We start from the raw sequence: 16,651 nt of genomic DNA on the forward strand, positions 1-16,651 counted from the left end.
GCATGCGGGGGTGCGGATTCACCCCGGTGTTTCGGTGGGTCCCCGGCTCCGCATCACCGTGATTCGGCGTGGCCTTGGTTCGGCGCTGTGCGGACTCGGCGGCGGACGTGCCTTGATCGGCAGTCCTGATGATCAGGGACTCGATGCGCCCTTCGTCAGATCGAAGCGGGCGCCCCGGACGGGCTTCCCCGTCGGTCACACATCCACAACAGGTTCAAGCGGCCCCATATTTCGTCAAGGACATCCCAAACCACGGGCCCACCAGCAAAGACAGCCCAAAACACCCGCCACACGCGGCCTCAGGGCCAGTCCGCGGGCGCCAAAAAAAGTTCGATGATCTCGGGCCGGCGGGGATGCGGGCCCTCGGCGGGTCAGCCCAGCGGGCCGTAACGCCCGGTACGCCGGTCATCGTGGTGGTAGGTGGACCACTCGGAGTCCGCGGCTTTGCCTTGGGTCGCCCAGGCAAACAGGTAACCCTCGCGAGTGGTGGTGACAAGATCGGTTTTACCGTCGCCGTCCAGATCCCCCGCGGACGGGGACCAGATCGTCCAGCCGCCGGTGAACAGCGGGAAGCCGGCGGCCTGCCCGGACCATCCGAAGGCATGCAAAGTGGACGTATCGCCGCCTCCGACGACCTCGGCGCGGCCGTCGCCCGTGACGTCCACGATGATCGGGGAGCCGAGGAAGGCCAGGCCCGTGCGGGGCTGCGGGAAGCCGGGCACGGGCAGGGCCGTGGCGGCGTCGTAGCCGCGCTGGTAGTTGCCGATCGGCTGCCCGCTGCCGGGGAACAGCAGCGCGGCGACCAGGGACGCGGCGCCCGACCCGCCCTCGGTGTAGCCCAGCCGGTTCAGCGGCCCGAACCGGCCGAAGGCCCCGGAGGTGGTGAAGGAGAGCGGGACGTCGGCGGGCAGATGGCCGCCGAGCACGGCGGACGGGTCCAGGGCGGGGTTGGCGAGCGGGCCGAAGTCGCGCAGGATCTTGCCGGTCCCGGAGATCAGGTAGGTAGGGCCGAACGACGGGCCCGTGGCCACCTCGTCTTTGCCGTCGCCGTCCACGTCGGCCGTCACCGGCTGGTTGACGCCCTCGGTGATGAACTCCTGCGCGCTGCCGTAGAAGGTCATGACCGACGACAGCCGGACGGGCCAGCCCGGCACGGGCTTGCCGTCCGCGTGGAAGGCGAAGGCGTAGTTGGCCCCGTAGAACTGCTCTCCCCCGCCCTTGCTGTCCGACAGCTGCGAGCGGAGGACGATCTCGGGCTTCCCGTCGCCGTCGAGATCGGCGACGGCCGGGGTGCCGGGGAGCTTGTGATCGTTGATCCGGATGTAGCCGGCGGGCGGTCCGTTGCTCGCGCGCACTTCGACCGGCCATCCGGGCAGGTCGGAGCCGTCCGGCCGCCAGGCGTGGACGCGCCCGTCCCAGCCCGTCTGGACGACGTCGAGGCGCCCGTCTCCGTCGAGGTCCACCAGGACCGGCGAGGCGGTCGCGCCCCGCACGGGCAGCCTGGTGTACTCCAGGGCGGGACGTGGGACGGGGGGCGGCGTCACCCCGGCGTCGAGGGTCTTCGGCCAGCCGGGCAGGGGCCGTCCGGACGCGTCGAAGGCGTAGGTGCGGCCTGTGGTGCTGGTCACGACCACTTCTTGGTGGCCGTCGTGGAGCAGGTCCCCGATCGCGACCGGCGCCACGACCGGCTCGTGACCGGGGTCGATGCCGGGATAGGTGCGCTGCGGGACGGTCGGCCGCGTCGTGGCGGGCCAGCCGGGCAGCTCCTTGCCGGACGCGCCGTCGAGCGCGTGCACGCGGCCGTCGCCGTCGGCGTAGACGATCGCCTTCCGGCCCTGGAGATCGGTGATCGCGGGCTGGCTCTCGTTGCCGACGCCGAGCTTCTTCGGGAAGCCCGCGCGCAGGGCGGGATCGTGGTGGACGGCGATCGCGCGCCGCTCCTCCGCCATCCGGCCGGATGCGTCCCATACGCGCAGTCGCAGCGTGACGGTGTACTGCTCGCTGGCCGACAGCGCCTTGTCATCCGACAGCTTGTACGGCTTGTTCCACACCGATTCCGGGACCCGCGACAGGTCGAGCGTGCCGATCCGCCCATCGTGGGGCGAGGTGCCCGAACCGGAGCCGGCCTCCGTGAAGGCGCCGTCGGATGGCTCGATGCCCGGCGCCCACTCCAGCTCGTACCGGTAGCCGGACGATCGTGGCGCGGCGACGTAGCCGGTGACATCGACGGATTTCGTGGTCGTCGGATCATAAAGCGCGTACCAGTCGGGACTGGTGATCGAGCCGACGGGCGGGATGGCGCCGTCCTTCACCGCCTGCATGGCCTTGGCGACGTTGGGCCGCCCGTACCCGTACTGCCGGTCCCATCCGGGTTTGCCGGGCCAGGGCAGGGACGGGTCGTCGATGTCGGAGGCGGTCGCGCGCAGCACCTGGACGGCCTCCTCGTTCGTCAGCGGCCGGCCCGACTGGATCCCGTAGGACAGCAGCAGGCCGAACACCCCGCCGGTCGTCGGCGTCGACTCCGACGTCGAGCCGCCCTGGGTGGCCACGGAGAACATCGCCTTGGCGCCGAACGACGTCTGGCCCGAACGCGTCCGGTAGGTGGTGGTCAGCGTGTTGGCCAGCGGGTCCGGCACCCCTTTGCTGTTCGGGACGAGGCCGTTGCCCGGGACGACGTGCGGCCAGAACATGCCGCCCTGGTGATCGGTGGAGTCGAAGTCGTTGCTGGCCTCGACCATGACGACGCCGTCCCGCCACAGCTTGTCGACGGTCTGCCGCATGTAGGAGGAGTAGCCGAGGTCGGCGGTCGTGCTGACGATCACCTTCGCGCCCATGTGGGCCGCGTACAGCCACGCCTGCGCCAGGTCGTCCGTCCGGTCGAGGGCCTCCTGGCCCGCGCGGACGGGCAGGATCCGGCAGCGCGGGCACACCCCGGCGCCCTGCACGCCGTTGTCCGTCTGCGCGGCCAGCGTCTTCATCTGGCCGTTGGCGTGCCCGTACGTGGAGTCGTAGGTGGCGGGGTCGTTCTGGTGCTCGTAGAAGTCCCAGCCGGAGACGTCGTCGGTGAAGCCGTTGCCGTCGTCGTCCTTGCCGTTGGAGAAGGCGGCGATCAGGTCCTCGGGGTCGATGCGCCCGTTGCCGTTGGCGTCCTTCACGCGCGGGTCCTGGGCGTAGTCGGCGGCGGTGACCGCTCCGTCGCCGTCCTTGTCGTAGGCGGAGGAGCCGTCCGGCTTGGGCAGCTCGCCGGTGTTGAGGAACACCTTGTCGGCCAGTTCGGCGGCGTCGCCGTTGTGCCAGTTGACGCCGCCTTCCACATAGGCGATGACGACGTCCGGCGATCCGGTGGTGTACTCGCGCCACGCCTTGTCGACCGACATCCCGGACGCGTTCTCGGGGTCCTTGGCGTTCGGCGCGCACTTCGGCATGAAGGAGTACAGGGCGTGCTGCTCGCCGTTGACGCCGTTCCCGCACCCCTGCACCTCGGCGCGGGCGTAGTCGGGATCGTTCGGCGGCGACGCCGGGAACCCGCCCTCGGCGAACGCGGCGGGCCCCCAGGCGAGCAGTCCCGCCACCAGCATCCCGATCATCGGCCGCACGCGCATACCAGGCTCCCGACGTCACCACGGGCAAGGAACCCGAATATCCCTCACCTTCTCCCCCGCGCCTACTCACCCGGATGACACAAGACCGTTCGCCACGCTCACTTCACTGCGGTGCCGCTAGGCGTCCCGCGCGCGCAGCAGGACGGTCGCGGCGAGGAGGGCGGCGGCGGCCCACCCGGCCAGCACCGCGAGGCCCTTCCAGGGGGAGATGGGCAGGCCGGCGAGGTCGGTGGTGGCCTGGACGGCCAGCCCGGCGGGCATCGGGGCGATCTTCTCCAGGCGGCGCTGCCACACCGGATCGCCGATCACGTTGATGACGATCGGGAGGAGGTACAGCAGGCCGAGGACGGTGCCGATGGCGGCGGCGGAGTCCCGGACGGCGGTCGCGACGCCCAGGGCGAGCAGCGCGATCAGCACCAGGTAGAGGACGGACCCCACGGCGGCGCGCAGCGTCGGGCCGTCGGCGAGCGAGATCGGCGGGTGGCCGTGCGCGGCGGTGAACCCGTTCCCCGGCAGGACGAGCCGTCCGGCCAGCAGGGACGCCGGGACCGCGACGGCCCCGGCGAGCATGACGGTGCCGGCGAGGACCGCGCCCTTGGCGGCGAGGACGGTGACGCGGCGCGGCACCGCGGTGAACGTGGTCCGGATCATCCCGGTTCCGTACTCGTTGCCGATGGCCAGGACGGCCAGGATCGCGACGGCGGCCTGGCCGAGCATCACCCCGGTCAGGCTGAGCTTCGTGGCGTCCGAGGCGCAGTCGGGCGGGGCGCAGCGGGCGGAGCCGTCCGCTCCCGCGCCGAGCGCGATCGTCAGGGCGACCGCGGCGAGCAGGAGCCAGACCGGGCCGGCCTCGGTGCGGAACTTCGTCCACTCCGCGTGCAGGGCTCGTTGAAAAGGCAGGGCCCGCTGGAGGGGCAGGGGCTGTGTCATGCGTCCCTCCGGCGGAGCAGGTGGGCGGCGGCGGCGAGCGCGACGGCGGCGTAGGCGCACAGGACCGCGAAGCCCGCCCAGTGCGGCAGCGGGAAGTAGCCGCTGGACGGCGTGTAGACGGTCTCGACCTGCGGATACCGGACGACGGTCTGCTGGATCGCGAACCCGGCCGCCGGCGTGACCCGCAGCAGCCAGCCGGACGGCCCGTCCGGCAGCAGCGCGCCGCTGGCCAGCACGTAGGGCAGGACCAGCACCGCGACGATGATCGTGACGGCCGCCGCGCCGCGCCGGATCAGGGTGGCGAGCGCGAGGGCGAGGACGGACGCGACGGCGAACAGCAGCGCGGTGCCGGCCACGACGCGGACCTCGGTCCACCCGGACACCGGCAGGATGAAGAAGCCGTGGCCGCGCGCCCGTGCGGTGGCGAGCGGGATGGCGACCGCGGCGGCGACCAGCCCGGTAACGAACGCGACCGAGCCGATGACCAGGGCCTTCGCGGCCAGCACGCGGCCGCGGCGCGGGCTCGCGGCGAAGGTGAGGCCGATCAGGCCGCGCCGGTACTCGGCGGAGACGAACAGCGCCCCGACGACGGCCATCACGAGGATGCCGGCGAACGCGCCGACGAGCAGGTTCTCGATGGTGTAGCCGGTGCCGAGCGCGGGGCCGCCGACGATCGGGGCGATGTCGCCGGCGCCGGTCACGGTGAGGCCCCGCGCGGACTCGGTGAACCCCCCGCGGGTGGTGTCGGTGTAGCTGCCGGACGTTCCGGCGCGTCCCACCTGCTCGCCCTTCCAGGTACCGGGCGTCCAGCGGCCGGCCAGAGCGGCCGTGCCGAACGTCGCGGTCGCGACGGCGGGGTCGAACGCGGCGCCGTGCGAGGTCGCCTTGATGTCCATGGGCGACGCGACGAAGGCGCCGGCCTGCACCCCGGTCGCGAGTCCGGGGAGCCGGACGGAGCCCACCCGCGTCCAGTGCGCGCCGTCGGCGGAGCCGTAGCCGGTGACCAGGTCACCGGACCGGACGAGCCGCAGCCACCGCGCGGACGCGACCGCCTGCGGCGCGGCGGTGTCGTGCACGTAGTCGTGCTGCATCCGCACGCCGTGGGCGCCAGTGGCCATGACCGCCGCATACCGCGAGCCGGGCCGCAGCCCGTCCTTGACGATGATCCCCGCCTTCGCCCACGGCTCGACGCCGCGCCGCTCGTCCGGGCCCATGCTGATCACGCCGGTCAGCGAGGTCACCGGGACCGTGATCGAGCCGTCGCCCTGGAGCGTCCGGTGGACGAAGTAGAAGGAGTCGTTCACCGCGCGGCCGTCCGGTGCGGTCGGGATCGCGTCCGGCCGGTGGTTCAACGTGGGGCCGGCCGTGCCGAAGAGCCCGATCAGCACGGTGACGACGGCGGCGGCGACGGTGCCGATGACCCAGCCCCGGACGGTCCGGAACTTGGTCCACTCGGCGCGCAGCAGCCGCGCGAAGCCGGCGCGGGAGCGCCGTTCGTCCGCCCGCGGCGGGAGGACCGCGGTCATGACGCCGCCTGCGCGGCACCGAACTCGACCTCGTCGCGGGTCAGCTCCATGTACGCCTCCTCGAGCGTCGCGCGGTGCGCGGCGACCTCGGAGAACGGCACGGCGGCGCGGCCGAGCAGCCCGATGATCTCCTCGGCGGGCAGCCCGGACACGGTGAGGGTCTCGGCGCCGTCGACCGACACGGTGGCGCCCGCGTTCGCCAGCACCGTCATCGCGCGGGTGCGGTCGGACGTGCGGAGCCCGACCCGTCCCCGCGACGCCGCCGCGAGCAGCTCGCCGACGCCCGCGTCCGCCACGACCCGGCCGCGCCCGGCCACGATCAGGTGGTCGGCGGTGTCCTGCAGCTCGCTCATCAGGTGGCTGGACACCAGGATCGCCCGGCCCTCGGCGGCCAGCGACGCCAGGAATCCGCGCATCCACCGGATCCCGTCCGGGTCGAGGCCGTTGAACGGCTCGTCCAGCATGAGGATCGGCGGGTCGGCCAGCAGCGCCGCCGCGATCCCGAGCCGCTGCCGCATGCCGAGCGAGAAGCCGCCCGCGCGGCGCCGCGCCGCCCCGGCCAGCCCGACCCGGTCGAGCACGGCGCCGACGCGTCCGGCGCCGAGGCCCTGCGAGTGCGCCAGCCACAGCAGGTGGTTGCGGGCGGTGCGGCTCGGCTGCAGCGCGGCGGCGTCGAGGAGCGCGCCGATGTGGCGGAGCGGGTCGCGCAGGCTCCGGTACGGCCGGCCGCCGACCAGCGCGCGGCCCGCGTCGGCCGCGTCCAGCCCGAGGATCACCCGCATCGTGGTGGACTTGCCCGCCCCGTTCGGGCCGACGAACCCGGTGACCTCCCCGGGACGGACGGCGAACGACATGCCGTCCAGCGCGAGGGTGCGGCCGAAGCGCTTGCGCAGGCCGTCGACTTCGATGGTCGCTTCCATGCTCGAAGACTAGGAACCGGGCGCCCCTGCGGTCGTCACGGCGCCGAGCGATCCCCGTCCCCCGCGCCAGGGACGGCCCCGTCCCTCCTGGGAGCTACTCCTTGGAGCCCGGCACGACCAGGCCGGTCTCGTAGGCGATGATCACCGCCTGGGTGCGGTCGCGCAGCGCGAGCTTGGTCAGGACGCGGCTGACGTGCGTCTTCACCGTCTCCTCGGTGACGACCAGGCGGGCGGCGACCTCCGCGTTGGACAGGCCGTCCGCGACCAGCCGCAGCACCTGCCGCTCGCGCGGCGTCAGCACGTCCAGCGTCGTCGCGGGGAGGCTTCCCGAGCGGGGCTTGAGCAGGGCGAACTCGTCGATGAGGCGGCGGGTGACGGCCGGTGCGAGCAGCGCGTCCCCGTCCGCCACGACCCGGACGGCGTCGAAGAGCCGCTCGGCGGTGACGTCCTTGAGCAGGAACCCGCCGGCCCCGGCGCGCAGCGCGTCGTAGACGTACTCGTCCAGGTCGAACGTGGTCAGGATCAGCACCCGCGTCCGGCCCGGGCCGGACGCGACGATCCGCCGGGTCGCCTCGATGCCGTCCATGCCGGGCATCCGGACGTCCATCAGCACGACGTCCGGGGACAGCTCGGCGCACACCCGCACCGCCCCGGCGCCGTCCTCGGCCGTCCCGGCGACGGTGAAGCCGGGCTGGGCGTCCAGCAGCGTCGCGAAGCCGGTGCGGACCACCGGGTGGTCGTCGGCGACGACGATGCTGATCGTTCGCGGCTCGCTCATCGTGGTCCTTCCGGTGCGGCGGGCCTGCCGGTGCCGGGGCCCGTGCCGGTGGGCAGGCTCGCCTCGACGAGGTAGCCGCCGCCCGCCGCCGGCCCGGCGCGGACCTCGCCGCCGACGGCCGTGGCGCGCTCGCGCATGCCGAGCAGCCCGTGCCCGCCGGACGCCGGCGACGCGGGCCCGCCCGGCCCGTTGTCGCGGCCCCGGACCCGCAGCGCGACGCCGGTGTAGTGCAGCTCGACGTCCACGGCGGCGCCGGGCGCGTGCCGGCGGGCGTTGGTCAGGGACTCCTGGACGATCCGGTAGGCGGCCAGCTCGACGCCGGGGTCGAGCGGGTCCGGCGGCCCCTGCACGATCAGCCGGGCCGCCGTGCCGGAGACGTCCCGCGCCTCGTCCAGCAGGTCCAGGAGCTGGACGAGTCCCGGTTGCGGCCGCCGCTCCGCGGCCCGCGCCTCCGGACGGCGGGTGTCCTCGCGCAGCACGCCGAGCAGCCGCCGCATCTCGGTGAGGGCGGCCCGCGCGGTGTCGCCGATGTCCAGCAGCCGTTTCGCACCCGCGTCCGGCATGCCGGGGGTGGCGAGCCGCGCCGTCTCAGCCTGCACCGCGATCATGGAGATGTGGTGGGCGACGACGTCGTGCAGCTCGCGGGCGATGCGGGCGCGCTCGCCGCGCGCGGTGTTCTCCAGCAGCGTCCCGGCCATCGCCTGCCGGACGGTGCTGCTCTCCAGCGCCTCGGCGCGCGCCCGCCGGGCCGCCCCGGCCAGCGCCGCGGCCGGCACGAGCGCGGCGAGCAGCACGGCCCGGACGCGGAACTCCGCCGTCGCGGGCCCGGCGAGCGCCAGCACGGGGAACGGCAGCCCGATGACCAGCGCGGCCAGGTGCGCGCCGTGCCGTCCGGCGCGGTAGGCGGCGACCAGTTGCGCGGCCAGGCCCGCGAAGGTCGCCGTGTGGAAGAAGCCGAGCGTGGCCGCGTCCGCAGCGGTCACCGTGAGCGCCGCGACCGCCGGACGAGGCAGGGCGACGGGCAGCGTCGCGCACAGGCACAGCAGCACCGCCAGCGCGATGACATGGATCCGCACGCCGCCGTCGCCGTCGCGCGCTCCCGACATGTCCATCGCCAGCCGCGCGACCGGTCCGCTGTCCCACGCCAGGCCGGCGGCCGCGTCGGCGAGGGACAGCACGGCGAGGCAGGCCGCCGCCGCGAGCAACGAGGACCCGGCGATTCGCGGTGCTCGTCCCCCGAGCCGGGGGGCTGCGCGGTTCACAGGCGCATTATGCAGCAGCAGCGCGGTGGGCGGAGCTTCCCGTGTCCGGGAGGGTGGGCGCGCTAAATTGGGAACAGGTATTTCTGGTTCGCGTTTCGCGGTGTTGAGAGTTGGTCGGTTCTGGTGCGTACTGGACGAGTTCTGCGGTTCGACGGGGTCCGGGGCTACGGGTTCATCGTCCCCGACGGCGGCGGTGACGACGTGTTCGTCCACGCCAACGAGGTGCTGGACGACAAGTCGGGCCTGACGCCCGGCGCGACGGTCGAGTTCGAGACGGTCGACAGCGAGCGGGGACCGAAGGCGTTCGGCGTCCGCATCCTGTCCCGGGCGTCCTCGTCCTCCCCGGCGCCGCGCCAGTCCTCCTCCTCGTCGTCGTCGTCGCAGCTGCTGGACGAGGGGCTGTGCGACGTCCTCGAGCCGGCGGAGCTGCGCGAGGACATCACCGAGCTGCTGCTGTCGAGCACGCCCGACCTGACCGGCCGGCAGATCGTCAGCATCCGCGAGGGCTTCCTCGGCTTCGCCAAGAAGCACGGCTGGGTCGAGGCGTGATCCCGCGCGGGGACCGCCCCGCGCCCGCGCGCTGACCCGCGCGTTCACCCGGCCGTCGCCCGCGGGACGCCGCTCCCGCCCCGAATCGGCTGGTAGATCATGGGTAGTGTCAGGCCCATGAGCGGAGCTCCGACGCGCGTGTTCATCGCGCGGCTCGCCGGGATCGCGGTGTTCGACCCGGCCGGCGACCAGGTCGGCCGGGTCCGCGACGTGGTGGTGGCGCTGCGCCTGGCCCCCCGGCCGCCGCGGGTGCTCGGCCTGGTGGTGGAGGTCGGCCCGCGCCGCCCGGTGTTCCTGCCGATCACCCGGGTGCAGCTGATCGAGGCGGACGCGGTCATCTTCGACGGCCGGCTGAACATGCGGCGGTTCAGCAAGCGCGAGTCCGAGACGCTCGTCATCGCCGAGATGCTCGACCGCACGATCCGGTTCTGCGACTCCGGCGAGCCCGTCTCGGTGGTGGACGTCGCGATGGAGCCGACCCGCACCCGCGACTGGCTGGTCACCAAGGTCGCCGTCCTGCGCGGCGGGCGCGGGCTGCGCCGCGGCGCGGGCCTGCGCCGCCGGGGCGAGAGCCTGGTCGTGGACTGGGACGCCGTCGAGGGCTTCTCCGCCGTCGAGCACGGCCAGGGCGCCGCCGGGCTGATCGCCGCGTTCGGCCAGATGAAGGCCGCCGACCTGGCCAACATCGTGCACGAGCTGCCCCCCAAGCGGCGCACCGAGGTCGCGGCGGCGCTCGACGACGAGCGGCTCGCCGACGTCCTGGAGGAGCTGCCCGAGGACGACCAGATCGAGATCCTCGGCAAGCTGGAGGCCGACCGGGCCGCCGACGTGCTGGAGGCGATGGGCCCCGACGACGCCGCCGACCTGCTCGGCGAGCTGCCCACCGAGCAGCGCGAGCAGCTGCTGACGCTGATGGAGCCGCAGGAGGCCGCGCCCGTCCGGCGGCTGCTGACCTACGAGGACGACTCCGCGGGCGGCCTGATGACCACCGAACCGGTGATCGTCCCGCCCGACGCGACGGTCGCCGAGGCGCTCGCGCAGATCCGTCAGCCCGACCTGAACCCGGCGCTGGCCGCGCAGGTGTACGTGAGCCGGCCGCCGACCGCGACGCCCACCGGCCGCTACCTCGGCACCGTGCACTTCCAGAAACTGCTGCGCGAACCGCCGCCGACGCTGGTCAGCGGGATCGTCGACACCGCGCTCGACCCGCTGCGGCCCACCATGACGCTGGAGGCCGTCGCCATGATCCTGGCCACCTACAACCTGGTCGCCGCACCCGTGGTGGACGAGAACGGGCACCTGCTCGGCGCGGTGACCATCGACGACGTCCTCGACCACCTGCTGCCCGAGGACTGGCGGGAGGCCGCCATGGACGCCGCCGCCGAGGCGGCCGCGGATCCCGAGGAAGAGGCACTCCGGGGCGCCGAGGGGGCGAGATGACCACACGTCTGGACCAGCCGCGCGAGATCCGCCGCACGATCGTGCCGCGGCCGCACTACGACCCCGAGTCGTTCGGCCGGCTGTCGGAGCGGATCGCCCGGTTCCTCGGGACCGCCCGGTTCCTGGTCTACATGACCGGGTTCATCGTCGTCTGGATCGGCTGGAACTTCCTCGCCCCGCACTTCCTGCGCTGGGACCCCTACCCGTTCATCTTCCTGACGCTGATCCTGTCGCTCCAGGCGTCCTACGCGGCGCCGCTGATCCTGCTCGCGCAGAACCGGCAGGACGACCGCGACCGCGTCCAGTACGAGCAGGACCGCGCCCGCAACGACCGCACCATCGCCGACACCGAGTACATCACCCGGGAGATCGCCGGGCTGCGGGTCGCGCTCAGCGAGGTCGTCACCCGCGACTTCCTGCGCTCGGAACTCCAGCAGATCCTGCGCGAGCTGGACGCCAAGGACCAGCACCCCACCCTCTCCTAGAGGGACGACCGGCTCAGACGGCCTCGTCGGCGAGCTTGTCGAGGATGCTGCCGAAGATCCGCAGGTCGGGCTCGTCGAGCCTGCTCAGCACGTACTCGCGGACGCCGTCGCGGTAGGTGGGGGTCGCGTCGGCCAGCCGGGCCCGCCCCGCCGGGGTCAGCGCCGCGAACAGGCCGCGCGCGTCGCTCGTGCAGGACTGCCGGACGACCAGGCCGTCGCGCTGCAGCCGGTCGATCAGCCGGGTCAGCCCGCTGCGCGACAGCAGCACCCGGTCGGCGAGGTCGTTCATCCGCAGCCGGCCGCCGGGCGCCTCACCGAGGTGCATCAGCACGTCGTAGGAGGCCAGCGCGAGATCGTGGTCGGCGAGCAGGTCGGCCTGGAGCCGGCGGGAGATCTGCACCTGGGCGCGCAGCATGGTGCGCCACACCGCCAGCTCGGCGGCCGACATGGTGCTGGACCGGAATGTCACGCCCCGATGTTACGGTGCCGGAAGCCGCGGGCGAAGGGGCCGGGGCGGGTGTCGCGCGCCCGTGTGAGGTCCGGCACCCGATTGGCCGATACCGCCGCCGGGTTCATACCATGGGCGCATGGCCCACCAGTTGACGACCGAGCAGGTGACCGCGGCCCTCGCCACGGTGAACGATCCTGAGATCCGCAAGCCCATCACCGAGCTCGACATGGTCAAGGGCGTCGACATCGCGGCGGACGGCACCGTCCGCGTCGGCGTCTACCTGACCGTTGCCGGGTGCCCGATGCGGGACACCATCACCAAGAACGTCACGGAGGCCGTCTCCAGGCTCGACGGGGTCACCTCGGTCCAGGTCGACCTGGACGTGATGAGCGAGGAGCAGCGCAAGGACCTGCAGACCAAGCTGCGCGGCGGGGAGCCCGCCAAGGAGATCCCGTTCGCCAAGCCGAACTCGCTCACCAAGGTCTACGCGGTGGCCAGCGGCAAGGGCGGCGTCGGCAAGTCCTCGGTCACCGTCAACCTGGCCGCGTCGCTCGCCGCGCAGGGCCGCAAGGTCGGCGTCGTCGACGCCGACATCTACGGCCACTCGGTGCCGCGGATGCTGGGCGTGACCGACTCCCCCACCAAGGTGGCGGACATGATCATGCCGCCGTCCGCGCACGACGTGAAGGTCATCTCCGTCGGCATGTTCACCGCCGGGAACCAGCCGGTGGTGTGGCGCGGTCCGATGCTGCACCGGGCCCTGCAGCAGTTCCTCGCCGACGTCTACTGGGGCGACCTGGACGTCCTGCTGATGGACCTGCCGCCCGGCACCGGCGACATCGCGATCTCCGTCGCGCAGCTGCTGCCGTCCGCGGAGATCCTGGTGGTCACCACCCCGCAGCAGGCCGCCGCCGAGGTCGCCGAGCGCGCCGGCGCGATCGCCGCGCAGACCCACCAGCAGGTCGTCGGCGTGATCGAGAACATGTCCTACCTCGCCTGCGCGCACTGCGGCGAGCGCCAGTACATCTTCGGCGAGGGCGGCGGCCAGACCGTCGCCGACGCCCTGGCCCGCACCCTCGGCACCAAGGTCCCGCTGCTCGGCCAGGTCGAGATCGACCCCCGGCTGCGCGAGGGCGGCGACAACGGCGTCCCGCTGGTGCTCGCCGACCCCGACGCGGGCGCCGCCAAGGAGCTGCGCACCATCGCCGACAAGCTCGGCGGCCGCTCCCGCGGCCTCGCCGGCATGGCCCTCGGCATCTCCCCCAAGGGCCGTTAGGAACAAAAGAGAAAGGCCCCGCCTCGGGCGGGGCCTTTCGCGTACTCGCCAGACCTACGTGGTCTCGGGGAGCGCCAGCGGAGCGGGAAACAGCCTGTCAACCGCAACGGGGGGTTCCAGGGGGGCGTCCCCCTGGGCTAGGTTGCTTCGTTGTCGTATGGGGGGCGTTCGCCGTAGTCGAGGGCGCCCGCCGTGGCGGGGGCCGCGTAGGACGGCTCGTCGTCGTCGAAGAGCTTGCCGTTCAGGAACGAGTCGTCGTCCTCGAACAGGTGCTTGCGGACGAACGTCTTGGGGTGCAGGTCGGCGATGTCGAAGTCCTTGAACTCCGGGCCGAGCCCCGCCTCCAGGTCGGCCTTGGCCGAGTTGGCCATCTGGCGGAACTGCCGCAGCATCCGGCCGGCCTGGCCGGCCACCTGGGGCAGCTTGTCACCGAAGATGACCAGGGCGAGGACGACCAGCACCGCCATCTCGCCGAGTCCGACGTCGAACAACCCGTCCTCCACAAGCCGCCGGGGACCGGCCCTGCGCGGACCGGTCCCCCCAGCGTATCCCCAGCCGGGATGAACCCGGCCTTAACATCCTGCGCTACGAACCGAGCGTGATCTCGACCGTGCTCTCCTTGCCGCCCCGCTGGTAGGTGACCTTGATCCGGTCGCCGGGGGCGCGGCTGCGGATCTGCGCGATCAGGTCGGTGGCGTCCTCGATCGGCTGGTCGTCGACCTTGGTGATGATGTCGCCGGGCTTGAGGCCCGCATGGTCGGCCGGGCCGCCCTTGGTCACCGGCTGCTGGCCCTGCACGGGCTGCTGCATGATGCGGGCGCCGCCCTGCTGGTACTGCGGGTCCGGCAGGACGCCGAGCTTGGCCATCTTCACCTGGCCGGTCCTGATGATCTCCTCGGCGACCCGCCTGCCCTGGTTGATCGGGATGGCGAAGCCGAGGCCGATGCTGCCGCTCTGCTCCCCGCCGCCGAGCGACTGGCCGCCGAGCGTCGCGATCGCGGTGTTGATGCCGATCACCCGGCCCTTGGCGTCCACCAGCGGGCCGCCCGAGTTGCCGGGGTTGATCGCGGCGTCGGTCTGGATCGCGTTGAGGTAGGACGAGTCGCCGCCGCCCTCGCCCTGGGTCGGCACGGCGCGGTTCAGTGAGCTGACGATGCCGGTCGTCACCGAGCCCTGGAGGCCGAGCGGCGAGCCGATCGCGATGACCGGGTCGCCGACCGCGATCTTGGTGGAGTCGCCGAGGGCGAGCGCGGGCAGCGAGTGCTGCCCCTCCACCTTCACCACCGCCACGTCGGACGAGGGGTCGGAGCCCTTCACCGTGGCGGGCAGCATCTTCTTGTCGTTGAAGATCACCTGGATCTGGCCGCCGCCGCCCTCGGACACCACGTGGTTGTTGGTGACGATGTAGCCGCCGTTGACGATGAAGCCGGTCCCGCCGACCTCGCCCTGCGACGACTTCACGCGGATCATCACGACGCTGGGCAGCACCCGCTGCGCCACGCCCGCGACGGAGTCCGGCGGGCGGCTCTGCACCTTGGTGTCGCTGCCGCTGCCGCCGCCGAGGCTGACCGAGCCGCCGTCGTTGTCGCCGTCGTCGGTGGCGATCACCCCGATCCCCGCGCCGACGGCCCCCGCCACCAGCGCGACGATCAGCGCCACGATGGCCAGCAGGCCGAGCCCGGGCCCGCGCCCGGACGAGGACGGCGGGGGCGGGACCGGCGCCCAGTTCGGGCCGGTGCCCATCGGCGGCCCGAACGCCCCCATCGGGCGGGGCCCGCCGGGCGGCGGGCCCATCGGCGCCCCCGGAGGCGGCGGGCCCATGGGCGGCCGGGCGCCGGGCGGCGGCGGTGGTCCCTGCTGCGGCCAGCCCCCGTACGGCGGCTGGCCGTGCATCGCCCGCGGGTCCTGGTCGTACGGGACGAACCCGGGCCGCCCGCGCTGGTCCTGGGGACCGTCCATGGGCTTGTCCATCGGCACGGGCGGCGGCTGCGGCATGTCGCGCGGCGGCGCGTCCTGCAGCGGCACCTCCTGGGGCGCCATGGCGCCGCCGGGCATGTCGTCCCGCGGCGCGTCCGGCGGGGCGAACCCGCCGGCCTGCTCTCCCGTGCCACCCGCGACCAGGCGGTCGGCGCCCCCGGCCTCGGCCTCGGGCTCCGGCGCCGGCTGCTCCAGGGGGATCTCCTGGTCGGTCACCGTCTCGGGAGGAGCCGCCGCGTCCTGCCGCTCAGGCTCCTGCCCGGGGACGGCGTCCTCGTCCCCCGGCCGGCGGTTGTCTTCCGTCATCCCCATCTCTCCTACCGAGCATGGTCCTCATCATCCGTGCTCATCGTGCCGCGATAGGCATGTGGCGAGCGTAAGGCAGAACCCGCCGCGACCGCCTCCCGGGGCGGCGTCTGCGGGCCCTCGCCGGCGCCGGGCCCGTCAGAACGGGTCGGCGGCCGAGGCCAGGCGGCGGGCGCCGCGTGCCAGCCGCGTCCAGAACGGGTCGGAGCCGCGCGGCAGTTCGAACGCGACCGACTCCGCCGTGCTCTGCGGCGCGTCGGTCAGGACGGTGTAGACGTACCCGCCGGACGCGGCGACGGCCCAGCGGCGCAGCGACTCGCGGCAGAACACCGCCCGGCCGTGCCGGACGGTCTTCTTCCAGCCGGTCAGCGCGCCGGCGTCGAGGGCGCCGCGCTGGACGAACACCGACACCGAGGCCAGGCCGTCGGAGTAGGAGAGGTGGACGGCGCCGCCGGCCTCGCGGCGGGCGTCGTAGAGGGTCAGGTGGCCAGGCAGCCGCTTGGGGACCGGCCAGCCGCGGCGCTTCAGGCCGTCGAGGGCGCGGGCGTCGAGCGGCTCCTCCAGCAGCGCGGTGGCGGCGCTGTTGGGGGCGGCGTTGGCGCTGGTCGGGGTGTCGGCGGGGCTGTCCACGGCGGAGCCGCGGGAGCGGCCCCGGCGCGGCGTCGCGGTGTCCGGGGCGGTGAAGCTGATCTCAGTGAAGCCGCTGGTGATAACCGGCCGGCCGGTCGCGTCGATCAGCTCGCGGTGCAGCAGCAGCCCGGTCTCGGCGTCCAGCCAGAACCGCCCGGCGGGCGTGCCGTCCTGGCGGCGGGCCTCCACCACGCTGGCGCGGCGGCCGAGGATGGTCGCGTCGGAGCCCCGGACGACGGAGTAGTTGCGGGTCAGCAGTGCGAGCGTCCCCGCGGTGAACCCGGTGGCGTCGCCGGCGGAGGCGTCGGGCAGGTAGCCCTCCGTGCCGCCGCCCGAGCCGTAGCGGACCCCGTCGCCGGGGGTGTGCTCGGCGGTGACGCGGGACGTGGCGGACCGGCCGCGGTTCCACGTGGTCAGGAAGCGGCGTCCCTCGTAGGGGACGCGGCGGGCGGCGTCGGCGGCGGCGCGCAGCAGCCGCACGGCGCCGGGGTCGCTGCGCGGGCGGCGCGCGGCGGCGGC

Annotated in this window: 14 protein-coding genes; 4 read left to right on the plus strand and 10 right to left on the minus strand. The window is 73.7% G+C overall.

Features of this window, described 5'->3' with window-relative positions:
- Nucleotides 1-371: 371 nt before the first annotated feature.
- The 6 genes from ABD296_RS45390 to ABD296_RS45415 all read right to left on the minus strand — a co-directional run bounded on the left by ABD296_RS45390 (nucleotide 372) and on the right by ABD296_RS45415 (nucleotide 9,018).
- On the minus strand, nucleotides 372-3,602 hold the full coding sequence (locus ABD296_RS45390; protein ID WP_344283294.1) for an FG-GAP-like repeat-containing protein: 3,231 nt from the start codon (nucleotides 3,600-3,602) through the stop codon (nucleotides 372-374).
- Nucleotides 3,603-3,719: 117 nt separating this feature from the next.
- Nucleotides 3,720-4,532 (minus strand): ABC transporter permease, encoded by an 813-nt coding sequence (locus ABD296_RS45395; protein ID WP_344283297.1) that lies wholly within the window; start codon nucleotides 4,530-4,532, stop codon nucleotides 3,720-3,722.
- Nucleotides 4,529-6,058, minus strand: coding sequence for an ABC transporter permease subunit (locus tag ABD296_RS45400; protein WP_344283300.1), 1,530 nt, complete (start codon nucleotides 6,056-6,058; stop codon nucleotides 4,529-4,531). Before ABD296_RS45400 ends, ABD296_RS45395 begins: the two co-directional genes overlap by 4 nt.
- Nucleotides 6,055-6,978, minus strand: coding sequence for an ATP-binding cassette domain-containing protein (locus ABD296_RS45405; RefSeq protein WP_344283303.1), 924 nt, complete (start codon nucleotides 6,976-6,978; stop codon nucleotides 6,055-6,057). Before ABD296_RS45405 ends, ABD296_RS45400 begins: the two co-directional genes overlap by 4 nt.
- 94 nt (nucleotides 6,979-7,072) lie before the next feature.
- Nucleotides 7,073-7,756 (minus strand): response regulator transcription factor, encoded by a 684-nt coding sequence (locus ABD296_RS45410; protein WP_344283305.1) that lies wholly within the window; start codon nucleotides 7,754-7,756, stop codon nucleotides 7,073-7,075.
- A complete protein-coding gene (locus ABD296_RS45415) occupies nucleotides 7,753-9,018 on the minus strand; it encodes a sensor histidine kinase (protein WP_344283307.1) in 1,266 nt (421 codons plus the stop codon). The genes ABD296_RS45410 and ABD296_RS45415 overlap by 4 nt, the downstream gene beginning before the upstream one ends.
- 123 nt (nucleotides 9,019-9,141) lie before the next feature.
- Between ABD296_RS45415 and ABD296_RS45420 the strand changes: the two genes are divergently transcribed.
- From ABD296_RS45420 to ABD296_RS45430, 3 genes are all read left to right on the plus strand, one after another.
- Nucleotides 9,142-9,567, plus strand: coding sequence for a cold-shock protein (locus ABD296_RS45420; RefSeq protein ID WP_344283311.1), 426 nt, complete (start codon nucleotides 9,142-9,144; stop codon nucleotides 9,565-9,567).
- A gap of 117 nt (nucleotides 9,568-9,684) precedes the next feature.
- Nucleotides 9,685-11,007: a magnesium transporter MgtE N-terminal domain-containing protein gene (locus ABD296_RS45425; RefSeq protein ID WP_344283314.1), complete on the plus strand. Its 1,323-nt coding sequence runs from the start codon at nucleotides 9,685-9,687 to the stop codon at nucleotides 11,005-11,007.
- Complete coding sequence (locus ABD296_RS45430; RefSeq protein WP_344283318.1) at nucleotides 11,004-11,492, plus strand: DUF1003 domain-containing protein; 489 nt, start codon at nucleotides 11,004-11,006, stop codon at nucleotides 11,490-11,492. Before ABD296_RS45425 ends, ABD296_RS45430 begins: the two co-directional genes overlap by 4 nt.
- 13 nt (nucleotides 11,493-11,505) lie before the next feature.
- Here the strand turns inward: ABD296_RS45430 and ABD296_RS45435 are convergent, their stop codons facing one another.
- Nucleotides 11,506-11,961, minus strand: coding sequence for a MarR family winged helix-turn-helix transcriptional regulator (locus tag ABD296_RS45435; protein ID WP_344283321.1), 456 nt, complete (start codon nucleotides 11,959-11,961; stop codon nucleotides 11,506-11,508).
- A 118-nt stretch (nucleotides 11,962-12,079) separates the two neighbouring features.
- On the opposite strand from ABD296_RS45435, the gene ABD296_RS45440 reads away from it, so the two are divergent.
- On the plus strand, nucleotides 12,080-13,219 hold the full coding sequence (locus tag ABD296_RS45440; RefSeq protein ID WP_344283324.1) for an Mrp/NBP35 family ATP-binding protein: 1,140 nt from the start codon (nucleotides 12,080-12,082) through the stop codon (nucleotides 13,217-13,219).
- Between the two features lie 137 nt (nucleotides 13,220-13,356).
- On the opposite strand, the gene ABD296_RS45445 is transcribed toward ABD296_RS45440, so the two are convergent.
- From ABD296_RS45445 to ABD296_RS45455, 3 genes are all read right to left on the minus strand, one after another.
- The gene (locus ABD296_RS45445; RefSeq protein WP_344283326.1) at nucleotides 13,357-13,710 is read right to left on the minus strand and encodes a sec-independent translocase; all 354 of its coding nucleotides are present in this window, start codon (nucleotides 13,708-13,710) and stop codon (nucleotides 13,357-13,359) included.
- Nucleotides 13,711-13,804: 94 nt separating this feature from the next.
- A complete protein-coding gene (locus ABD296_RS45450; protein ID WP_344283328.1) occupies nucleotides 13,805-15,502 on the minus strand; it encodes a S1C family serine protease in 1,698 nt (565 codons plus the stop codon).
- Nucleotides 15,503-15,640: 138 nt separating this feature from the next.
- A partial coding sequence (locus ABD296_RS45455; RefSeq protein ID WP_344283331.1) for a sigma-E factor regulatory protein RseB domain-containing protein occupies nucleotides 15,641-16,651 on the minus strand: 1,011 nt, incomplete at its 5' end.

It is taken from the genome of Actinomadura napierensis, from assembly GCF_039529375.1.
Lineage (GTDB): Bacteria > Actinomycetota > Actinomycetes > Streptosporangiales > Streptosporangiaceae > Spirillospora > Spirillospora napierensis.